The following is a 19,968-nucleotide window of genomic DNA, read 5'->3' on the forward strand; positions in this document are numbered from 1 at the left end:
GGCTGAAGATGAAGATCATTTTGACAATACTTGCCGGAGTGGGACTTTTGAGTGCAGGCGGATGTGGCATGCTTGATCAGGTGAACGACGGATTGAACTATACGAGTGAAGCAGCGGGGTATGTGGAGAAGGTGAAGACATTTGCAGAGGAAGCGCCTGAATTGGCTGAGAAAGCTGTAAATGACACCGAGGCGAAAGAAAAACTTGAAGCGCAGCTTGAGTCGATTCAGAAGGATGCCGCTGATTTTAATGAATTAACGCCGCCTGATGCCGCAGCGGAGATTCATCAAACCATTCAGGAGCATAACGAAACCTTGCAGAAAAGCGCTGAAGAGGTGTTGAAACAAGCCGAGGAAGGCAAGGTATCGCTTAAAGAATTGGAGCAGTCAGACCTGGTCCAAAACGCAAAGCAAATTACTGATGTGATGGGACAAATTGAGAAGCTGGGTGAATAAGAAAAAGCATCCCGACGCGGGATGCTTTTTGCTTATTCAGCCATTGCGTCTGTTAAGACAGGAACGACTTGTTTTTTACGGGAAACAACGCCTTTTAAGAGGGCTGTGTTGTTTTCTAATGTAACGTTGAACGCTTTTTCCACTTTCGCTGCTTCGTTACCGATTGCAAGAGCAAGTGAATCATTTTCTAAGATATCTGTGATAACGAGAAGGAAGAGATCAAGATTCTTCTCAGCCACAACTTTTGAGATCACAGCTTCTAATTCAGCTTGGCGTTTTTTCACATCTTCAATGTCCACTGTGTTTACTTGTGCGATTTCGACTTTCTTGCTGCCGAGCGTAAATTCTTTCGCATCAAGAGAAATGAGCTCTTCCACTGTTTTTTTGCTTAGATCAGCGCCTGCTTTCAACATGTTCAAGCCGTATTCTTCAGCATCTACGCCAGCGATCTCCGCAAGCTCTTTTGCTGCTGCTACGTCTTGGTCCGTGCAAGTTGGAGATTTAAATAACAGGGAATCAGAAATGATCGCAGACAGCATAAGGCCGGCAATTTCTTTCTCGATTTTCACGTTATTCTCTTTGTACATTTTGTTTAAGATGGTAGCCGTACAGCCTACAGGCTCAGCACGATAGTAAAGCGGCTCAGCTGTTTCAAAGTTAGCGATGCGGTGATGGTCGATAACCTCTAAAACCTGAACCTCTTCAATGTCTTTGATGCTTTGCTGGCGTTCGTTATGGTCAACCAGGATAACGCCGTTTACTTCGTTTGCAGCTGTTTCAACAAGACGCGGGCTTTCTTGTTTGAAATAGTCAAGCGCGTATTGTGTTTCGCCGTTGACTTGTCCGAGACGGACAGGCTCAGCATTGAAGCCGAGTTTGTTTTTCAAATCAGCATAAGCAATCGCAGAACAAATCGTATCTGTGTCTGGGTTTTGGTGTCCGAAAATAAGTATCTTTTCCATGATAGCTCCTATCCTTTTTTTAAGTAGTGTAATCTTTATATAGTTTAACACGTCTTGCTGCAGGTGTAATCATGCAAACCCTTAAAAATTGATGTGAATAAGAAGCATTTTCTTTGAGCTAAGGAGAAAAGGTGTGTAAAATACTGGGTAGCTTAGTTGCAAAATGTAATGTAGTATCAAAAAAGGTACTATTGGAGGGTCAAGAATGAGTGGAAAAAAGAATATATACCCGAACAAAGAAGGCTGTCCAGTTGAATTTACTCTAGATGTCATTGGCGGAAAGTGGAAAGGAATTCTTTTTTATCACATGATAGATGGCAAGAAACGATTTAATGAGTTTCGGCGAATCTGCCCGAGTATTACTCAAAGAATGCTTACTCTTCAGCTGAGGGAGCTGGAAGCGGACGGCATCGTGCATCGTGAGGTTTATCAACAGGTGCCGCCCAAGGTTGAGTACTCTCTGACAGAATTCGGGCGAACGCTTGAACCGATTGTTTTGCAAATGAAAGAATGGGGAGAATCCAACAGAGACGTGCTGGAATCTTATCGTTCGAACGGCTTAGTGAAGGATCAGCAGAAATAGCAGCAAAGGGAACTCCTTTGCTGCTTGTTTTATTTCATTGAAATGGCTCTGTTGGCGTTTCTGACATCGTTTTTCAACAGTTCAGAAAGGTTGTAAGACGGATAATATCCATGCTGATACATGTATCGATAAACTTGGGCGTGCAGCTGGATGGCAGCATTCAGCTGTTTGACCAGTACGTTTCTTAATTGAGGTGTTGCTGTTTCTGTAATTGCGATGGCATAGCTGCGGACAGATGTTTTGGCAAAACCGAGCAGGTCACCGCTGTAAAATGGGTTATCTGCGCGTTCTTCTTCCTCATCTTCTCTGTGCGGAGCCTGTGGAAAGAACGGAAGAAGCTCTCTCAAATTTTGCTCAACGCTCTGAATAGACACGTTATAAAGCTGTCTGAGCTGAGGGTCTTTTACTTCTCTTATCATTTTCTTCAGTTTAATGAGTCCGTTTGATTGAAAAGCAACCAGCTCGTGCATTTCTAATGTTTCATGCCAAGCCAATGTTCTGCGTTCATCCATGTGAAAATTCTCCTTTATCGATCAGATTCCATATCAGCATATGCCCAACGCTCAATGTTGTTCATGATGTTTTGAAGTTTATAAAAAGGGAAATTCACCTTATATAGGATACGGGTTGAGAACATGCACAAAGAGGTGAAACACAATGTGGGACATGATAAAGAACTTTTTCTTGTTTAGCAGCGGCGTTCTGCAAGCAACAACCCTTTTACTGGTGATCTTAATTTTTATGTATGTCAGAAAAACGAAAAAGAAAAACAAGGAATCTTCTGGCTTTATGGATGATAAACATTAATTGTGATGGGCATTCTTTTCAAAGAATGTCTTTTCATTTTTATGTTTCACATGAAACATTAGCGTCATTTTACTTGCGATTTGGACTTATGTTAAAATATAAAAGTAAAATTTAGAGATGATATAAAAACATTCGGTGCAACGTATGTTGCAGCGATGAAAAAGAGCAGTCGTTTATGCTGCTCTTTTCTATTCGTATGTTCAGGATGATACGAGGTGACTAAGTGAAACAAACGAGAGCTTTAATGGAAGGTGCTATTTTAATCAGTCTGTTTGCGATCATCACGCTTCTGGTCGTTTATGTTCCTGTGATTGGAACAATTCTGTTATTTGCACTGCCGCTGCCAATGATCTTGTATACGATCAGACATGGATTGAAGCTAGGGATATGGATGGGCGCTGTCAGTCTTCCGGTTGTTTTTATTGTCGGGTCCTTTAACGGGCTTATTGTAGCTTTTATGTCAGCTTGCGCCGGCATTGCCATGGGACATTTTTTCAAAAGGAAAGAGCCCGGGCACGCCATTATTTCGGGCGCTCTTATTTATATGCTTAGTATTGTCTTCTATTTTGTGATAAGCATTCAGTTTTTGGGTATCAATATCATTGATGAGGCGATGACACAATACCGGCAATCTCTTGATATGGTAGAAACTGTAGCGAAGCAGTCGGGCAATGCTGGACAGTTTGAGAAGCAATTAAAACTGATGGAAGAACAATTGGGTATCGTTCAATATCTTTTTCCAACAGCTATTGTGATGGTAGGAGTTATTTTTTCTTTCCTCAGTTACCTTATCGCTAAGCCGCTCTTAAGGCGATTCTCCCCCGATATTCCTAATCTAAAGCCTTTTAGAGAGTTGAAGTTTCCGCAAAGTGTTGTAGTACTGTATTTGATTATTGTCATGCTTTCATTTTTGCCTTTAGAAAAAGGCCAAATGCTGTACTCTATCGCTTTAAATGGGGAGTTTATACTCGGGTTTCTGATTTTCATCCAAGGTTTATCATTTATCTTTTTCTATTGCCATAAGAAACAATATCCAAAGGCTGCGGCTGTGATTGCTGTCATACTTGGGTTTGTGCATCCGGTCTTCATGGCAGCCATTCGCATTTTAGGCGTTTTAGATATGGGCTTTCATATAAGGAATAAGGTGAAGTGAACATGAGTTTTACTCACATGGTGGGGAGTGATAGAAATGCCAAGCTTTTATGAAAAACCGCTGTTTCGGTATCCCATCTATGCATTGATTGCTCTGTCAATTATTACAATCCTCATCAGCTTTTATTTTAACTGGATATTAGGAACCGTCGAAGTGCTGCTGCTGGCAGTTATTTTGTTTTTTATTAAGCGTGCTGATTCTCTTATTCGACAAGAGATTGATGCTTATATTTCTACGTTGTCCTACAGGTTGAAAAAAGTCGGTGAAGAGGCATTGATGGAAATGCCGATTGGAATCATGCTTTTTAATGACCAATATTATATAGAATGGGCAAATCCGTTTCTTTCCTCTTGCTTTAATGAAAGCACTTTAGTGGGGAGATCACTTTACGATACTTGTGAATCGGTAGTGCCGCTTATCAAACAAGAGGTGGAATCGGAAACGGTTACATTGAATGACCGCAAGTTTAGGGTTGTCATCAAACGGGATGAGCGTCTGTTATATTTCTTTGATGTAACAGAACAAATTCAGATTGAAAAGCTATATGAAAACGAAAGAACCGTCCTGGCATATATTTTCCTTGATAACTATGATGATGTGACACAAGGATTGGATGACCAGACGAGAAGCACGATGAACAGCCAGGTGACATCTTTGCTGAACGCTTGGGCGCAGGAGTACGGGATCTTCTTGAAAAGGACGTCTTCAGAACGCTTTATCGCTGTACTTAATGAACACATCTTAACTGAACTCGAAAATTCGAAGTTTTCGATTCTTGATGAAGTGCGGGAAAAAACCTCGTTTGACGGTGTAGCGCTGACGTTAAGCGTCGGTGTCGGGGCTTCAGTCTCTTCCCTGAAAGAACTTGGCGATTTGGCGCAATCCAGCTTGGACTTAGCACTGGGACGCGGCGGAGACCAGGTAGCCATTAAGCTGCCAAACGGCAAGGTGAAGTTTTACGGCGGTAAAACAAACCCAATGGAGAAACGAACAAGGGTGCGGGCCCGCGTGATTTCTCACGCCTTAAAGGAAATCGTCACCGAAAGCAGCAATGTAATTATCATGGGGCATAAATTCCCTGACATGGATTCTATCGGCGCAGCGATCGGGATTTTAAAGGTGGCTCAGGCAAATAACAAAGATGGTTTTATCGTGATTGACCCAAATCAAATCGGATCAAGTGTGCAGCGTTTGATTGGGGAAATCAAAAAATATGAAGAACTGTGGTCAAGATTTATTACGCCTGAAGAAGCAATGGAATTTTCCAATGATGACACACTGCTTGTGATCGTTGATACACATAAGCCGTCACTTGTTATGGAGGAACGGCTGGTCAATAAAATTGAACATATCGTGGTCATTGACCATCACCGAAGAGGTGAGGAGTTTATCAGAGATCCGTTGCTCGTTTATATGGAACCATACGCTTCTTCCACAGCGGAATTGGTGACAGAGCTGCTTGAATATCAGCCGAAGCGCTTAAAAATCAATATGATTGAAGCAACAGCCCTATTAGCTGGTATAATAGTGGATACAAAGAGCTTTTCTCTCCGCACGGGCTCGCGGACTTTCGATGCGGCTTCTTATTTAAGGGCAAAAGGCGCCGACACGGTGCTGGTGCAGAAGTTCCTGAAAGAAACCGTTGATTCCTATATTAAACGGGCGAAGCTGATCCAGCATACGGTCCTCTATAAAGATAACATTGCGATTGCTTCTCTTCCGGAAAATGAAGAGGAATACTTCGATCAAGTGCTGATTGCGCAGGCTGCCGATTCGCTGCTGTCGATGAGTGAGGTTGAGGCTTCATTTGCGGTGGCGAGACGGGATGAACAAACGGTTTGTATCAGTGCGCGGTCGCTTGGCGAGGTAAATGTTCAGATCATCATGGAGGCCCTGGAAGGCGGAGGGCATTTAACAAATGCGGCGACTCAGTTGTCCGGCATTTCAGTTTCTGAAGCGCTGGAACGGCTGAAGCACGCCATAGATGAGTATTTTGAGGGAGGCGTACAGAGATGAAGGTTATTTTCTTACAAGATGTAAAAGGAAAAGGAAAAAAAGGCGAAGTCAAAAACGTAGCAGACGGTTATGCGCATAACTTTCTAATTAAAAAAGGCCTCGCGGTTGAAGCGAACGCGTCAAACATCAGCGCGTTAAACGGACAAAAGCAGAAAGAGAAAAAAGAAGCCATTGCTGAGCTTGAGCAGGCTAAGAGCTTGAAAGAGACATTAGAAAAACTGACTGTTGAGCTTAGCGCAAAATCAGGTGAGGGCGGCCGTTTATTTGGTTCAGTGACAAGCAAGCAAATCACTGAACAGCTCCAAAAAGACCATAACATTAAAGTAGATAAGCGGAAGCTTGAACTGCCGGACGGCATTCGTGCATTAGGATATACAAACGTGCCTGTGAAGCTGCATCCTGAAGTGCAGGCTGTGTTAAAGGTACATGTAAAAGAAGAAGCTTAATAGAAAAGAGGCTTGGATTCATCCAAGCCTCTTTTTTTATTCCACGAGATAAAGAGTTTGCTGGCTTTCTCCGCCAGGTCCTCCTCGCATTCCCTGCACGCTGTTCGTGCTGCTGGAGGAACCGCTGTACTCGCCAGATGTTATTTCTTTTCCGTTTTTCTTAATCCAGGAAACAAGTTCGCTGTTGCCTGAGTTGTTTTCTGACAGAAGGAAGTATTTCACTTTGCCTTCTTTGATCAGTTTTTTCAGTTCCGACACAGTCAGAATGGGATCCGTGCCGTTAAATCCGCCCATTGCCATAACAGATTCATTTTCGTAAATGATGTATGGCGCAGCTGTTACGGTTGTCAAAGTAGCAAATAAATATTCTTCGCCGGTATTGTGTTTTCTCAGATAGGACAGGAGCCCGCTGTCGACCTCTGAAGAGAACATGTTCCCGCCGTTTGCTGAGCCTTTGAGCTGCGGGCCGGATTCAGGAAGGACGCTGTTGCCACCGTATAGAAGCGGCGTTGCTGACCAGTAAACAGGTGTGAGAAGCAGAACGCACAAGCTGATGATGGTCAGCTGCTTACTGAACGGATGGCTGCGTTTAAGCATCAGAAGTGCAAGGGAGATGCCCAGTCCTAAGAGCCCCAGGGCATACATCCATACACTGCTGATTTGGCTTGTATAAGCGCTCAGAATATACACCTGGAACACGGTTGTGATCAGAACGGCTGCCGGCAGAAGATAGCTGGACCAGTCTTGATTATTTTTATATAAGCGGTGCATCGTATACCATCCGATACCAGAAAGGGCGGCAATCGGCGGTGCCAGCATAATCAAATAATACTGGTGGAAGAATCCTGCGATGCTGAAGAAACCAGCCACGGGAACAAGCCAAGCCGCCCAGAATAGTGTTTCTTTCATTTCAGCAGCATGTCCGCGGCGATCACGGTACCAGCTGACGATTGCGCCCAGTAATCCGATCAATGAGAATGGAAGCATCCAGCTGATTTGGCCGGAAAGTGCTGATTGGAAAAGACGAAGCGGGCCAGGATCACCGGTGCCGAACATATTCATGCTTTTTCCGCCGCCAGGCCCTCCATTTCCAGGCCCGTTGCCACCTGTGGGAGGTGTGCCTCCGCCTCCATTGAGAGCGCCGGTTTGTCCGTTAGGCGGCTGAGGCGCCTGTGAATGGTTTCCGAATGATTGATTTCCGTTCTGAGAAAAAGATGAACCGTTGCCATTTGGCGCTTGCATGTTGTCTTGATTCTGCATGTTCCCTCCGCCAGCAGCATTCATATCACCCTTTGCCAGGCCCGTAGTTTGCCCAAGCAGACGCTCTGTGCCGTTGTAGCCAAAGGCCAGTTCTAGCACTGAGTTGGTCTGGCTGCTTCCTACATAAGGCCGGCTTGAGGAAGAGGCTGAATCCACTGCAATCGCCCATGAGAGTGAAAGGCCTGTCAGAAGGACAAGAGACAGAAGCAGGGGCCCGATTTTTTTCTTCAGAGAAACCCGAGATGCAACCAGGTAGAATAACACAAATGCAGGCAATACCATAAACGCTTGCATCATCTTCATATTAAAGGCGAGCCCAATCAGGGCAAATGCCATCAGCAGCCAAACCAGCTTGCCTTGTTTTACTGCCCGAAACAGGCAAGCTGAACCGAGCAATATGGTAAAAACGAGCATGCTATCAATATTGTTTGTCCGGCTGACAGCTACTGCGATAGGGGTCAGTGCCATGACAAGTGCGGCAATGCGGGCCGCTCCAACTCCAAAAGTCGGCTTGATCATTCTGTAGAGTAGGAAGACAGATCCAACTCCGGCAAGAGCCTGGGGAATGATGACACTCCACGTGTGAACACCGAAAATCAGTGCAAAAATCGTTTGAATCCATAACACGACAGGAGGCTTATCTACTGTCACAAATCCAGAAGGGTCAAATGACGCATAAAAGAAGTTATGGAAGCTTTGCGTCATGCTTTTTACAGCCGCCAAATAGTACTGGTTTGCTGTATCATCCTGCCAAATGTGATACGTATTCAAAAAAGCTGCTGCCAGCAAAATAAGAATAAGGGCTGCGTCGAATCGTTTGGTTTTCATCGTTTTTCACCTCTTTATGGTGTCTCATTGTAAAAAACAAATATGAAAAACTTATGAATAAACCATAAATATTCAAAGAAAAAAGCGGAGATATCTTCCCCGCTTTATGCTGAATTTCTTTGTTTTTCTGACTGGAAAATGTATCGATCTCGTCCGGCTTCCTGTCCGGCTGCTCCCATTACGATCAGGGCAGCAATGAGAAGCACAATCGGCATCGTCCAAGAATGCGTCTGGTCAAAGAGATAGCCGACAAAGATTGGCCCGACTGCTGCCAGCAGGTAGCCGAATGACTGAGACATGCCTGACAGCGCAGCGGCCTGTTGGGCATTTTCACTGCGGAGACCAATCAAAGTGAGCGCCAGACTAATGCTGGAGCCTTGCCCGATACCGATAATGATCATCCAGATGGCAAGCAATGTATGGCTTCCGCCCGCTAATAATCCGCAGAGGCCGATCAGATAAACTGAGGCCAGCGCCGCAACGATACCGCGCTGCTGTTTCACACGGTCAGCTAAAACTGGTGTCAGAAAAGTGGAAGGCAGACTCGCAAATTGCATGAGTGATACCATCCATCCGGCTGTTGCCGTATCAATCCCGTGTGAACGGAGAATTTCAGGAAACCAAGCGATGCTGCTGTAAAATAAAAACGATTGCAGGCCCATAAAGATGGTGACATACCATGCCATTTTGGAAGCCCAAATGGAACTGGATTGCAGCTTCATTGTCTGGTTTGCCGTATCTCGATGGCGCAGCTGAGGTATCCAGATCAGCAATGCAAGCAAAGCCAGCCCGCCCCATAAGAGAAAGGCTTGTTTCCATCCGCCATTCATCTGGGTCGCTAAAGGAACGCTGACACCTGATGCTAAAGCTGCGAATATATTCATTGATGTCGTATACAGGCTGATCATGATCCCTGGCTTTTCAGGGTATTTATGTTTGATTAAGCTTGGCAAAAGTACGTTACCAATCGCAATTCCGACTCCGATAAGTGCCGTTCCGAAAAACAAAGCGGCAGTATAGCCGGTAGAACGAGTCAAAACACCGATAAGCAGTATCACGAGACCTAGCCATAAAGTTCGCTCATTTCCGAGGCGCTGTCCAAGCTTAGGTGCAAGTGGAGAAAGAACTGCAAACGAAAGCAGCGGCAGTGCGGTCAAAAAACCGGCTGCCCCATTGGACATGTGCAGCTCTGCCCGGATAGAGCTGATGACCGGACCGACTGAAGTGATCGCGGGCCGTAAGTTAAAGGCGATAAAGATAATGCCGGTGATCAGCCAAAATGATTGGATTTTTTTATTATGTGGATGTGGCAAAGCAGTTACTCCTCTTTTCTAACATATACATGATATTATCCCGAAACAGGTAAGCAAGTATGTGAATGAACGCTATGATTTGTCCTCTTTTTGCAGTTCAGCCATTTTGGCAAGCAGAATATGCTGAGGCATATGCATGATCTGTTCAAGCGGCAGATTCAAGGACTCTGCAAGCTTTTGTGCAGTTTCAGCAGAAATTTGCAAAGGTCTCACAAAAGATCCCTCCTCTCTTCTGTCCATTGTACAAGAATCAGATGTGAAATGTAAGAAGATGTCACAAAGGAATAGAGCAATCGGAAAATGACCGTTATAAAAGAGGTAAGGAGGGTTCTTATGCACGCACCGTTATCCTTATTAAAACAAATGCTGAAGGAACACCAAATAGACACTGAAAAAGCTGTCACTTTCGAAGAATATATAGCAGTGAGGCTAAAGCTTCAGGAGCTGATGGGGAAATTTGCTTCGATCGGGGAGTGGGATCTGTATCAAAAAGCGGCAGATTTGATGATGCACATAGGCATCCAATGGATGAAATAAACCGATAACCGCTAAAAAACCCTCGCTGTAGCGAAGGCTTTCATTCATTAAAATGAGTGTTCTTCTTCCACATTTTTAAACTGGTCATAAATTACAAGCTTAGACGGACTGTTTTCCTTAGCCACCTGTTTGGCCTTTTCAATAGCGGCGTCTTTAGACGTATACAAAGCTGTCGGCGCTACATTCTCCACCTCAATAAACCAGCCGTCCGCATCAACATTAGGCGTAATCGCATATTTCTTTATCATCTTTCATTCCTCCCTCATGTTTTATTGCATTTTTCCCGCCTTGTTACTGTCCGAAACGATCCAATCTGCTAACTGAAAAAAACAGGAAACAGACAATTTTTCTATTTTTTTTCTGTAGAAATGGTAGAATGGAGGTTGGAGATTTTTTAATGAGAGGACGGTGCTTAGCATGACAGACCTTCTGAATGACCGGCTTCCTCCGCAAAATATAGAAGCCGAACAAGCCGTGTTAGGCGCTATTTTTTTACAGCCGTCTGCTTTAACACTGGCTTCAGAAGTATTGATTCCAGATGATTTCTATAGAATGTCCCACCAAAAAATCTATAATGCGATGCTGGTGCTCGGTGACCGAGGTGAACCGGTTGATCTGGTGACAGTCACATCAGAGCTTGCGAACACAGACCTGCTGGAAGAAGTAGGCGGCATTTCATATTTGACAGATATCGCAAACTCGGTGCCGACAGCGGCTAACATAGAATATTACGCGAAAATCGTTGAGGAAAAATCGATTCTTCGCCGATTAATCAGAACTGCGACAACGATTGCTCAAGACGGGTATACCCGTGAGGATGAGGTCGAGGATTTACTAAGTGAAGCGGAAAAAACGATTATGGAAGTGGCCCAGCGCAAAAACACGAGTGCCTTCCAAAATATTAAGGACGTCCTTGTCCAGACCTATGATAATATCGAACAGCTTCACAATCGAAAAGGTGATATCACGGGGATTCCAACAGGGTTTACGGAGCTTGACCGGATGACTGCGGGTTTCCAGCGAAACGACTTGATCATTGTGGCTGCCCGTCCGTCAGTAGGGAAAACAGCCTTTGCCCTGAACATCGCACAAAACGTGGCGACAAAGACCGATGAGAGCGTAGCAATTTTCAGTCTTGAGATGGGTGCAGAGCAGCTCGTTATGCGTATGCTCTGTGCCGAGGGAAATATCAATGCCCAGAATCTCCGTACAGGTAACCTGACCGAAGAGGATTGGGGCAAGCTGACGATGGCAATGGGAAGCCTATCGAACAGCGGGATTTACATCGACGATACACCGGGTATTCGAGTGAGTGAAATCCGTGCCAAGTGCCGCCGCTTGAAGCAGGAAAGCGGGCTGGGCATGATTTTGATCGATTACCTGCAATTGATTCAGGGAAGCGGTCGTTCAAAGGACAACCGTCAGCAGGAAGTATCTGAAATTTCCCGTGAACTGAAGTCGATTGCGAGGGAGCTGCAAGTCCCTGTTATCGCGCTTTCTCAGCTTTCCAGGGGTGTTGAGCAGCGTCAGGATAAACGTCCGATGATGTCTGATATCCGGGAATCAGGAAGTATCGAGCAGGACGCGGATATTGTCGCGTTCCTTTATCGTGATGACTACTATGACAAAGAAACCGAGAATAAAAATATTATCGAAATTATTATCGCCAAACAGCGTAACGGCCCGGTAGGAACCGTGTCTCTTGCGTTCGTAAAAGAATACAACAAATTCGTCAACCTGGAACGGCGTTTTGATGAAGCAGGCGTTCCGCCCGGCGCATAGGCCCCAAGAGCTGCTCTTGGGGTTTTTTTTCATTCGAAAGATGGAAGAAATACCGTTCGCTCAGCGGATGAAAAATTGAAAGCGTTTTATTAAAATGGTGCAAAAAGGAGATGGTAACAATATGGGAAAACGTTTTTCGTCTTTTTACGCAGCACAAATCCGTATTGCACGTCCTACGGGCCAGCTTGATGAGATTATTCGTTTTTACGAAGAGGGATTGTGTTTGAAACGAATAGGAGAATTTTCAAAGCATAACGGGTATGACGGTGTCATGTTCGGCCTTCCTCATGCCGATTATCATTTAGAATTCACCCAGTATGAAGGGGGAAGCACTGCCCCCGTTCCCCATCCCGACAGCCTTCTTGTTTTCTATGTGCCGAATGCAGATGAACTGGCAGCGATCACTTCAAAGCTAAAGCACATGGGCTATCAAGAGGTCGAATCAGAGAACCCGTACTGGAGCAATGGGGGTGTGACGATAGAGGACCCGGACGGCTGGCGGATCGTTTTTATGAATTCAAAAGGGATATCAGGCAAGTGATTCTTTCTTATGCTAAAGGATGAAAGTTTCGCAAGCTTTTTATGACAAAGCAGTGAGAAAACGCTTATAAAACGAATGGAAGCGAACGAATATAGATTTACAATAATTTAATGTTCGGATTTACAATTGACTTTCTGTTTCTTCACTGATAAACTTGATTTGTTTGAATAGAATCGTTTTGAAAGGTTAACGGAGGTGCACGGACATGTCTTCAGTAGTTGTAGTAGGTACGCAATGGGGCGATGAAGGAAAAGGTAAAATTACAGATTTCCTATCAGAAAATGCAGAAGTGATCGCCCGTTATCAAGGCGGAAATAACGCAGGGCATACAATCAAGTTTGACGGAATCACATATAAGCTTCATTTAATCCCGTCTGGAATTTTCTATAAGGATAAAACGTGTGTAATCGGAAACGGAATGGTTGTAGATCCGAAAGCATTAGTCACAGAGCTTGCGTATCTTCATGAGCGCAACGTGAGTACAGATAACCTGAGAATCAGCAACAGAGCTCACGTCATTCTGCCGTATCATTTGAAATTGGATGAAGTGGAAGAAGAGCGTAAAGGGGCTAACAAGATCGGCACAACGAAAAAAGGAATCGGCCCTGCTTACATGGATAAAGCAGCCCGCATCGGAATTCGCATCGCGGATCTGTTAGACCGTGACGCGTTTGCGGAAAAGCTTGAGCGCAATCTTGAAGAAAAAAACCGTCTTCTCGAGAAAATGTACGAGACAGAAGGGTTTAAACTTGAGGATATCTTAGACGAATATTATGAGTACGGCCAGCAGATTAAAAAATATGTTTGCGATACATCTGTTGTCTTAAACGATGCTCTTGATGAAGGGCGCCGTGTATTATTTGAAGGCGCACAAGGGGTTATGCTCGATATCGACCAAGGAACATACCCGTTTGTTACGTCATCTAACCCGGTTGCCGGCGGTGTCACGATCGGTTCTGGTGTCGGCCCGACCAAAATCAAGCACGTTGTCGGTGTATCAAAAGCATATACGACTCGTGTCGGCGACGGTCCTTTCCCGACTGAGCTGAAAGATGAAATCGGCGATCAAATCCGTGAAGTCGGACGCGAATATGGAACAACAACAGGCCGCCCGCGCCGTGTCGGCTGGTTTGACAGCGTTGTTGTCCGCCACGCCCGCCGTGTGAGCGGAATTACAGATCTTTCTCTGAACTCAATTGACGTCCTAACAGGAATTGAAACGTTGAAAATCTGTGTGGCGTACCGCTACAAAGGCGAAATCATTGAAGAATTCCCAGCAAGTCTTAAGGCACTTGCTGAATGTGAGCCGGTTTATGAAGAAATGCCAGGCTGGACTGAGGATATTACAGGTGCGAAGAGCTTGAGCGAGCTTCCGGAAAATGCGCGCCATTATCTTGAGCGTGTGTCTCAGCTGACAGGCATTCCGCTTTCTATTTTCTCTGTCGGTCCAGACCGCTCACAAACAAATGTCCTTCGCAGTGTGTACCGTGCGAACTAAATAGAATATGTCTGCAAGCCCCTATTTAAGGGGCTTGTTTTTTGTTTGAAAGCCGCATATAAGTTGGTCTGAGAAAAAAATATGAAAAAAAACCAAAAAAGTTATTGCCACTTCTATTTGTTCGTGATATTATAAATCTCGTTGTTACGGAAACTGCTTCAATAGAGTACAAGATGAGAACTAGATTTAAGTCGTTTGCTCTATAGAAATTCCGACATCTTTAAGAGCCATTAGCTCAGTTGGTAGAGCATCTGACTTTTAATCAGAGGGTCGAAGGTTCGAGTCCTTCATGGCTCACCATTTCGTGAAGGCCCGTTGGTCAAGCGGTTAAGACACCGCCCTTTCACGGCGGTAACACGGGTTCGAATCCCGTACGGGTCATTGATTTACTTTAGCGTTATTGCTAAATTCCTTATTTGTCTGTGAGAGCTGACACGACAGCTCTCCGGGCAATTACTGTAAGGTCCGGTAGTTCAGTTGGTTAGAATGCCTGCCTGTCACGCAGGAGGTCGCGGGTTCGAGTCCCGTCCGGACCGCCATTTTACTTTACTTAGTAGAGAAAAATAAAACATTTGGCTCGGTAGCTCAGTTGGTAGAGCAACGGACTGAAAATCCGTGTGTCGGCGGTTCGATTCCGTCCCGAGCCACTTACCAAACGCATCTGCAATCGTAGGTGCGTTTTTTCTTTTAGGAAAAAGGCAAACATGAGGAGTGTTATAATAGAAGAAAAAGGGAGAACCGGCCCTGCGGCCGGTTCAAAGAAGAAGACGTCATTGATAAAGACGCACTCCGGTGAGGGGAGGTTTCAATAAAGTTATCTTTTTTAAAAAAAGTTGACCAGCATGACAATAGATAAACAACTGGCGATAAAGGTGAAACATGTGTTTTTTTTCTAAACCTTTATTTTTTTTATCTTTTGACCTTAAACCGTTATAATAGACAAGGACCCATTCTTTACATGGGCCATAAGTGATGAAACGAATGTTATATAGATGAAATGAAGTCATTCGGCAGGAGGAAAATCAAAATGATGGATAAAAAGATCCTTGTAGTAGATGATGAAAAACCGATTGCAGATATATTGGAATTTAACTTAAGAAAAGAAGGCTATGAAGTGCACTGTGCCCACGACGGAAACGAAGCCGTTGAAATGGTAGAAGAGCTTCAGCCTGATTTAATTCTTTTAGATATTATGCTCCCGAATAAAGACGGCGTTGAAGTATGCCGCGAAGTCAGAAAGAAATACGATATGCCAATCATTATGCTGACGGCTAAGGATTCAGAAATTGACAAGGTTATCGGGCTTGAAATCGGTGCTGATGACTATGTCACAAAACCATTCAGCACACGCGAGCTCTTGGCGCGTGTTAAAGCGAACCTGCGCCGCCAGCTGACAACAGCGCCTGCGGAGGAAGAGCCTTCCTCTAACGAGATTCATATCGGCTCTCTCGTCATCTTCCCTGACGCGTACGTTGTGTCAAAACGAGACGAAACAATCGAATTGACTCATCGTGAGTTCGAATTGCTTCATTATTTAGCAAAACATATCGGACAAGTGATGACCCGTGAACATTTGCTTCAAACCGTTTGGGGCTATGATTACTTCGGCGATGTCAGAACGGTTGACGTAACAGTCCGCCGGCTTCGTGAAAAAATCGAGGACAACCCGAGCCATCCAAATTGGATCGTCACACGCCGTGGTGTAGGTTATTACTTGAGAAACCCAGAACAGGACTAATGCCCATATGAATAAGGTTGGTTTTTTTCGGTCGATCCAATTTAAGATTACCTTGATTTATGTGCTTTTGATTATCATTGCCATGCAAATCATTGGTGTGTATTTTGTCAATCAGGTAGAGAAGTCGCTGATCAGCTCTTATGAACAATCGCTGAATCAGCGAATCGACAACCTTTCTTATTATATCGAACAAGAATATAAGAGCGATAACGACAGCACCGTCATAAAGGATGACGTCAGCCGTATTTTGAATGACTTCACGAAAAGTGATGAGGTTCGGGAAATTAGCTTTGTAGATAAAAGCTATGAAGTGGTCGGTTCTTCAAAGCCGTATGGTGAGGAAGTGGCAGGGAAACAAACGACCGATCTGATTTTCAAAAGAATTTTTTCTACCAAACAGTCGTATTTAAGAAAATATTATGACCCGAAAAGCAAAATCAGAGTTCTTATTTCCGCGAAGCCCGTCATGACTGAAAACCAAGAGGTTGTCGGCGCGATCTATGTTGTCGCGAGTATGGAAGATGTCTTTAATCAAATGAAGACGATCAACACGATACTGGCGTCCGGCACAGGTTTGGCACTTGTTTTGACGGCTCTTCTCGGTATTTTTCTGGCAAGAACCATTACCCACCCGCTTTCAGATATGCGAAAGCAGGCGATGGAGCTTGCGAAAGGGAATTTCTCGAGGAAGGTTAAAAAGTACGGGCATGATGAAATTGGGCAGCTGGCCACAACGTTTAACCACTTAACGAGAGAGCTTGAAGATGCCCAGGCGATGACTGAAGGAGAACGCAGAAAGCTAGCGTCTGTCATTGCCTATATGACAGACGGCGTAATCGCCACAAACCGAAACGGAGCGATTATTCTCTTAAACAGCCCGGCTCTGGAGCTGTTGAACGTTTCACGTGAAACAGCCTTAGAAATGCCGATTACGAGTTTGCTGGGGCTTCAAGAGAATTATACTTTTGAAGATTTAGTGGAGCAGCAGGATTCTATGCTGCTTGAAATTGAGCGCGATGATGAATTAACGGTGCTTCGCGTGAATTTCTCTGTGATTCAAAGGGAACACGGCAAAATTGATGGTTTAATCGCTGTCATTTACGATGTAACCGAACAAGAGAAAATGGATCAGGAACGCAGAGAATTCGTTGCGAATGTATCACATGAGCTGCGGACGCCGCTTACGACAATGCGCAGCTATTTAGAAGCGTTAGCTGAAGGCGCGTGGGAAAATAAAGACATTGCTCCGCGCTTTTTAATGGTGACGCAAAATGAAACAGAGCGTATGATCCGGCTTGTCAATGATCTGCTTCAACTGTCGAAATTTGACAGTAAAGATTATCAATTTAACCGGGAATGGATTCAGATTGTCCGTTTTATGTCACTTATTATTGACCGTTTTGAAATGACAAAAGAGCAGCATGTGGAGTTTATCCGCAATCTGCCGGACAGAGATCTGTATGTCGAGATCGACCAGGATAAAATAACGCAGGTGCTCGATAATATTATTTCTAACGCTTTAAAATATTCACCGGAAGGCGGACATGTCACGTTCTCGATTGATGTCAATGAAGAGGAAGAACTTCTCTATATCAGCGTGAAGGATGAAGGGATCGGCATTCCGAAAAAAGATGTCGAAAAAGTCTTTGACCGCTTCTATAGGGTGGATAAAGCGAGAACGAGAAAGCTTGGCGGCACCGGTCTGGGATTGGCGATTGCCAAGGAAATGGTACAGGCGCACGGCGGAGATATTTGGGCGGACAGCATAGAAGGAAAAGGCACGACGATTACATTTACTCTTCCATATAAAGAGGAGCAAGAGGATGATTGGGATGAAGCGTGAAAATATAAAAACGATATTACTTACGGTACTCGTCGTCATCAGTCTTGTTTTTACATGGGGGATATGGACGTTCCAGCCAAACTTTTCTGAAGGCTCATCCTCAACAGAGTCTACTGTTCGTGTGAAACATAAAATCGAAAAAACCACTCAAAAGCTGTCTGAAACGGTAAGGCCAAGGGACATGTTTATCCATGATGACGGCGCTCATTACAAAGTGGATGACAATGCCCTCTATGAAGAAATTTGGTCTGACTTGCCACATTGGGATGTGAAAGGAATTAAAGATATTTCGGATCAGTATGACAAGGCTGGATTCAAAAGCTGGTTTTATGGAATAGGCGGTTCTGAAGCCAAGCTTGACTTGCAATTCAGCGATACGATTCCGATTGATATTTTCCAAACGCTGTTTAAATGGTCTAATCAGTCGTTTGAATACAGTTCGTTTGACCATATTCTGATCCCGTTCAATGAAACAAAAGCGAACAAGAAGATCTATTTGGTGTCTTACAGCAAACAGCTCATTCTTGAAGTGACGGTTGAATCGGCAAACTACCGGAACATTATGAACGACTTGAAAAACAGGCAATCAAATATGCCGGCGTTCAGTTTGTTCTCCATTGGCTCAAAGAAAGAGTTTTTGCTGCCAAACAAACCGCTTACGATGGACAAAAAAGAATTTGTCACTGAATCGATTAAAACAAATACCTTTAAGCAGGCTTTGTTTAGCGATCCGAGCATCGTAAGGGAAGATTCGAATTACAACAACAGAAATGTGCTGACAGATGGGATCAGCCGTTTAGATGTGAATCTAAGCCAGCGACAGGTGCAATTTCAACAGCGCAATTTGGTGCAGAGCACATCCTATCAAACAGGTGAATTAATCAAAAAGAGCCAAAAATACCTTGAGGATACCGGAAGCTGGACGGATCACTATCAATTTTTCAGTATCAATGACAGCCAGCAGCTGAGTTTCTATATCTTTATGGATCAGATCCCGGTCATTAACAGCACCGCCAAACCTTTCGGGGCGACATCGGCGATTACGGTGCAATGGGCGAATGATGATATTCTCAGCTATAAGCGGCCGAATTACAGTCTCGGAACGAATCCAATTAAAACAAGTGAAACAGAGCTCATGAGCGGCAGCGAAGTGAAGATGCTGCTTTCTAAACAAACCGCTTATGATACGGACAAAATTGATCAGATCTTCCTTGCTTATCAATTGGTATCAACATCAACCAACGATGATCCTCTCGTTGAACTGGAACCGGTTTGGGCGATGAAAGTAAATGGAAAAATTGTGCCGATTACAAAAGATTTATTGAGGAAGGAGGGGGCTAACAGTGGAGTGGAATAAGACAAAATCAATCTTCATCGTTGCCTTCCTCATTTTAGATATTTTCTTAGGCTATCAGTTTTTTCAAAAATGGCAGGCTACCGGCAAAGAATATGAAGTCATTAAAAATGATGTCGAGCATGACATGAAGGCCGATCATATCACGTATGAAGGCTTGAATAAGGAAGCGACAGAAGGCTATCGGATCACGGCAAATCAAAAAGCCTTCACCAAGGAGGAAATTGAGGCGCTGAAGGATCAAAAGCCTTTGATGGACATGCCTAGTGATGATCATAAAGTAACGAGCCTGAAAATGAAGTTTGCAAATCCAATAGCCCTATCAAAGAAGGATATCGAGGACGATGCCCAGGCACTTGTTTCTTCAAAGATTCAAGATGGCGAAAAATATAAGCTTTGGAAGGTTAATAAATCGAAGAAAGAAATTATTTTCTTCCAAACGTACGAAGGCCATTATATTTACCAAAAGACCGACAATCCCTCTAATATGATCGGGCAAGTGGTGCTGCACTTAAACGGTAAAAACGAGGTTGTGTCATACGACCAGACTACGCTTGAGACCTTCAAGCAAATCCAGAAAGAAAGCTTAATTACTGAAATGGATGCGGTTGAGCTATTGTACTATCAAAATCAATTAAAAGAATACAGCACTGTGAAGAGCTGTAAATTCGGCTATGTAGCACAATATCCGCTGACAAGTACGCAGGTGCTGGCGCCGGTATGGAGAATTACGGTCGAGTACGAGAAAAAAGTGAACGGTGAGAAAAAGACAGTACAAGAGTATTTTACTGTGAATGCTTTGGAGAGTACGATTTTAGATACAGATCAATGAAAATAATGGAGTGAGACAAA

General features: G+C 44.2%; 20 protein-coding genes and 4 tRNA genes. 18 read left to right on the forward strand and 6 right to left on the reverse strand.

Translation table 11 applies throughout. The annotated features are described in order from the left end of the window. Positions 1-8: 8 nt before the first annotated feature. Entirely contained in the window at positions 9-455 is a 447-nt protein-coding gene (locus BGM23_RS01280; RefSeq protein ID WP_015715059.1) for a DUF6376 family protein, read from the forward strand. A gap of 32 nt (positions 456-487) precedes the next feature. Here BGM23_RS01280 and BGM23_RS01285 read toward each other — a convergent pair whose 3' ends face one another. Then, entirely contained in the window at positions 488-1,417 is a 930-nt protein-coding gene (locus BGM23_RS01285; protein WP_003226902.1) for a manganese-dependent inorganic pyrophosphatase, read from the reverse strand. Positions 1,418-1,622: 205 nt separating this feature from the next. Here BGM23_RS01285 and hypR point away from each other — a divergent pair, with 205 nt between their 5' ends. Next, positions 1,623-2,000 carry a transcriptional regulator HypR gene (gene hypR, locus BGM23_RS01290; protein ID WP_015715058.1) on the forward strand — a complete coding sequence of 126 codons (378 nt, stop codon included), beginning with the start codon at positions 1,623-1,625 and terminating at the stop codon, positions 1,998-2,000. 29 nt (positions 2,001-2,029) lie between these two features. Here the strand turns inward: hypR and cotF are convergent, their stop codons facing one another. Next, positions 2,030-2,512, reverse strand: coding sequence for a spore coat protein CotF (gene cotF, locus BGM23_RS01295; RefSeq protein WP_003226906.1), 483 nt, complete (start codon positions 2,510-2,512; stop codon positions 2,030-2,032). A gap of 145 nt (positions 2,513-2,657) precedes the next feature. Between cotF and BGM23_RS01300 the strand changes: the two genes are divergently transcribed. The 4 genes from BGM23_RS01300 to rplI all read left to right on the forward strand — a co-directional run bounded on the left by BGM23_RS01300 (position 2,658) and on the right by rplI (position 6,422). Beyond that, complete coding sequence (locus BGM23_RS01300) at positions 2,658-2,807, forward strand: hypothetical protein (protein ID WP_003226909.1); 150 nt, start codon at positions 2,658-2,660, stop codon at positions 2,805-2,807. Positions 2,808-3,030: 223 nt separating this feature from the next. After that, positions 3,031-3,960: a YybS family protein gene (locus BGM23_RS01305; RefSeq protein ID WP_003226911.1), complete on the forward strand. Its 930-nt coding sequence runs from the start codon at positions 3,031-3,033 to the stop codon at positions 3,958-3,960. Between the two features lie 36 nt (positions 3,961-3,996). Beyond that, entirely contained in the window at positions 3,997-5,976 is a 1,980-nt protein-coding gene (gene gdpP / locus BGM23_RS01310; protein WP_017695791.1) for a cyclic-di-AMP phosphodiesterase GdpP, read from the forward strand. Further along, positions 5,973-6,422 carry a 50S ribosomal protein L9 gene (gene rplI, locus BGM23_RS01315; protein ID WP_003226915.1) on the forward strand — a complete coding sequence of 150 codons (450 nt, stop codon included), beginning with the start codon at positions 5,973-5,975 and terminating at the stop codon, positions 6,420-6,422. The genes gdpP and rplI overlap by 4 nt, the downstream gene beginning before the upstream one ends. A gap of 36 nt (positions 6,423-6,458) precedes the next feature. Here rplI and BGM23_RS01320 read toward each other — a convergent pair whose 3' ends face one another. The 3 genes from BGM23_RS01320 to BGM23_RS01330 all read right to left on the reverse strand — a co-directional run bounded on the left by BGM23_RS01320 (position 6,459) and on the right by BGM23_RS01330 (position 10,036). Continuing rightward, positions 6,459-8,510 (reverse strand): glycosyltransferase family 39 protein, encoded by a 2,052-nt coding sequence (locus BGM23_RS01320; protein ID WP_046664039.1) that lies wholly within the window; start codon positions 8,508-8,510, stop codon positions 6,459-6,461. A 104-nt stretch (positions 8,511-8,614) separates the two neighbouring features. After that, on the reverse strand, positions 8,615-9,823 hold the full coding sequence (locus BGM23_RS01325) for a CynX/NimT family MFS transporter (RefSeq protein ID WP_042976949.1): 1,209 nt from the start codon (positions 9,821-9,823) through the stop codon (positions 8,615-8,617). A 72-nt stretch (positions 9,824-9,895) separates the two neighbouring features. After that, positions 9,896-10,036: a YycC family protein gene (locus tag BGM23_RS01330; RefSeq protein ID WP_003242786.1), complete on the reverse strand. Its 141-nt coding sequence runs from the start codon at positions 10,034-10,036 to the stop codon at positions 9,896-9,898. A 120-nt stretch (positions 10,037-10,156) separates the two neighbouring features. Between BGM23_RS01330 and BGM23_RS01335 the strand changes: the two genes are divergently transcribed. Then, the gene (locus tag BGM23_RS01335) at positions 10,157-10,360 is read left to right on the forward strand and encodes a hypothetical protein (protein WP_015250806.1); all 204 of its coding nucleotides are present in this window, start codon (positions 10,157-10,159) and stop codon (positions 10,358-10,360) included. Between the two features lie 47 nt (positions 10,361-10,407). On the opposite strand, the gene BGM23_RS01340 is transcribed toward BGM23_RS01335, so the two are convergent. Further along, the gene (locus BGM23_RS01340) at positions 10,408-10,608 is read right to left on the reverse strand and encodes a DUF2188 domain-containing protein (protein WP_003226922.1); all 201 of its coding nucleotides are present in this window, start codon (positions 10,606-10,608) and stop codon (positions 10,408-10,410) included. A gap of 169 nt (positions 10,609-10,777) precedes the next feature. On the opposite strand from BGM23_RS01340, the gene dnaB reads away from it, so the two are divergent. The 11 genes from dnaB (at position 10,778) to walI (ending at position 19,948) form a co-directional block, all read left to right on the forward strand. Further along, on the forward strand, positions 10,778-12,142 hold the full coding sequence (gene dnaB / locus BGM23_RS01350; RefSeq protein ID WP_015715055.1) for a replicative DNA helicase: 1,365 nt from the start codon (positions 10,778-10,780) through the stop codon (positions 12,140-12,142). Positions 12,143-12,263: 121 nt separating this feature from the next. Next, positions 12,264-12,683 (forward strand): VOC family protein, encoded by a 420-nt coding sequence (locus tag BGM23_RS01355; protein ID WP_015715054.1) that lies wholly within the window; start codon positions 12,264-12,266, stop codon positions 12,681-12,683. Between the two features lie 205 nt (positions 12,684-12,888). Further along, entirely contained in the window at positions 12,889-14,181 is a 1,293-nt protein-coding gene (gene purA, locus BGM23_RS01360; RefSeq protein ID WP_003226929.1) for an adenylosuccinate synthase, read from the forward strand. A gap of 224 nt (positions 14,182-14,405) precedes the next feature. Then, positions 14,406-14,481, forward strand: a tRNA-Lys gene (locus BGM23_RS01365). Between the two features lie 9 nt (positions 14,482-14,490). Next, a tRNA-Glu gene (locus BGM23_RS01370) sits at positions 14,491-14,562 on the forward strand. A gap of 81 nt (positions 14,563-14,643) precedes the next feature. Then, positions 14,644-14,720 (forward strand) — tRNA-Asp (locus tag BGM23_RS01375). 35 nt (positions 14,721-14,755) lie between these two features. Further along, positions 14,756-14,828: transfer RNA gene (locus BGM23_RS01380), tRNA-Phe, on the forward strand. A gap of 383 nt (positions 14,829-15,211) precedes the next feature. Beyond that, complete coding sequence (gene walR, locus BGM23_RS01385) at positions 15,212-15,919, forward strand: cell wall metabolism DNA-binding response regulator WalR (RefSeq protein WP_003244363.1); 708 nt, start codon at positions 15,212-15,214, stop codon at positions 15,917-15,919. Positions 15,920-15,926: 7 nt separating this feature from the next. Then, the gene (gene walK, locus BGM23_RS01390) at positions 15,927-17,762 is read left to right on the forward strand and encodes a cell wall metabolism sensor histidine kinase WalK (RefSeq protein ID WP_009968432.1); all 1,836 of its coding nucleotides are present in this window, start codon (positions 15,927-15,929) and stop codon (positions 17,760-17,762) included. Beyond that, on the forward strand, positions 17,752-19,119 hold the full coding sequence (gene walH / locus BGM23_RS01395) for a WalRK two-component regulatory system regulator WalH (protein WP_046664054.1): 1,368 nt from the start codon (positions 17,752-17,754) through the stop codon (positions 19,117-19,119). The genes walK and walH overlap by 11 nt, the downstream gene beginning before the upstream one ends. After that, on the forward strand, positions 19,106-19,948 hold the full coding sequence (gene walI / locus BGM23_RS01400) for a WalRK two-component regulatory system regulator WalI (protein WP_029726114.1): 843 nt from the start codon (positions 19,106-19,108) through the stop codon (positions 19,946-19,948). The genes walH and walI overlap by 14 nt, the downstream gene beginning before the upstream one ends. Positions 19,949-19,968: the final 20 nt, after the last annotated feature.

The sequence above is a fragment of the Bacillus sp. FJAT-14266 genome, from assembly GCF_001719225.1.
GTDB classification, from domain to species: domain Bacteria; phylum Bacillota; class Bacilli; order Bacillales; family Bacillaceae; genus Bacillus; species Bacillus subtilis.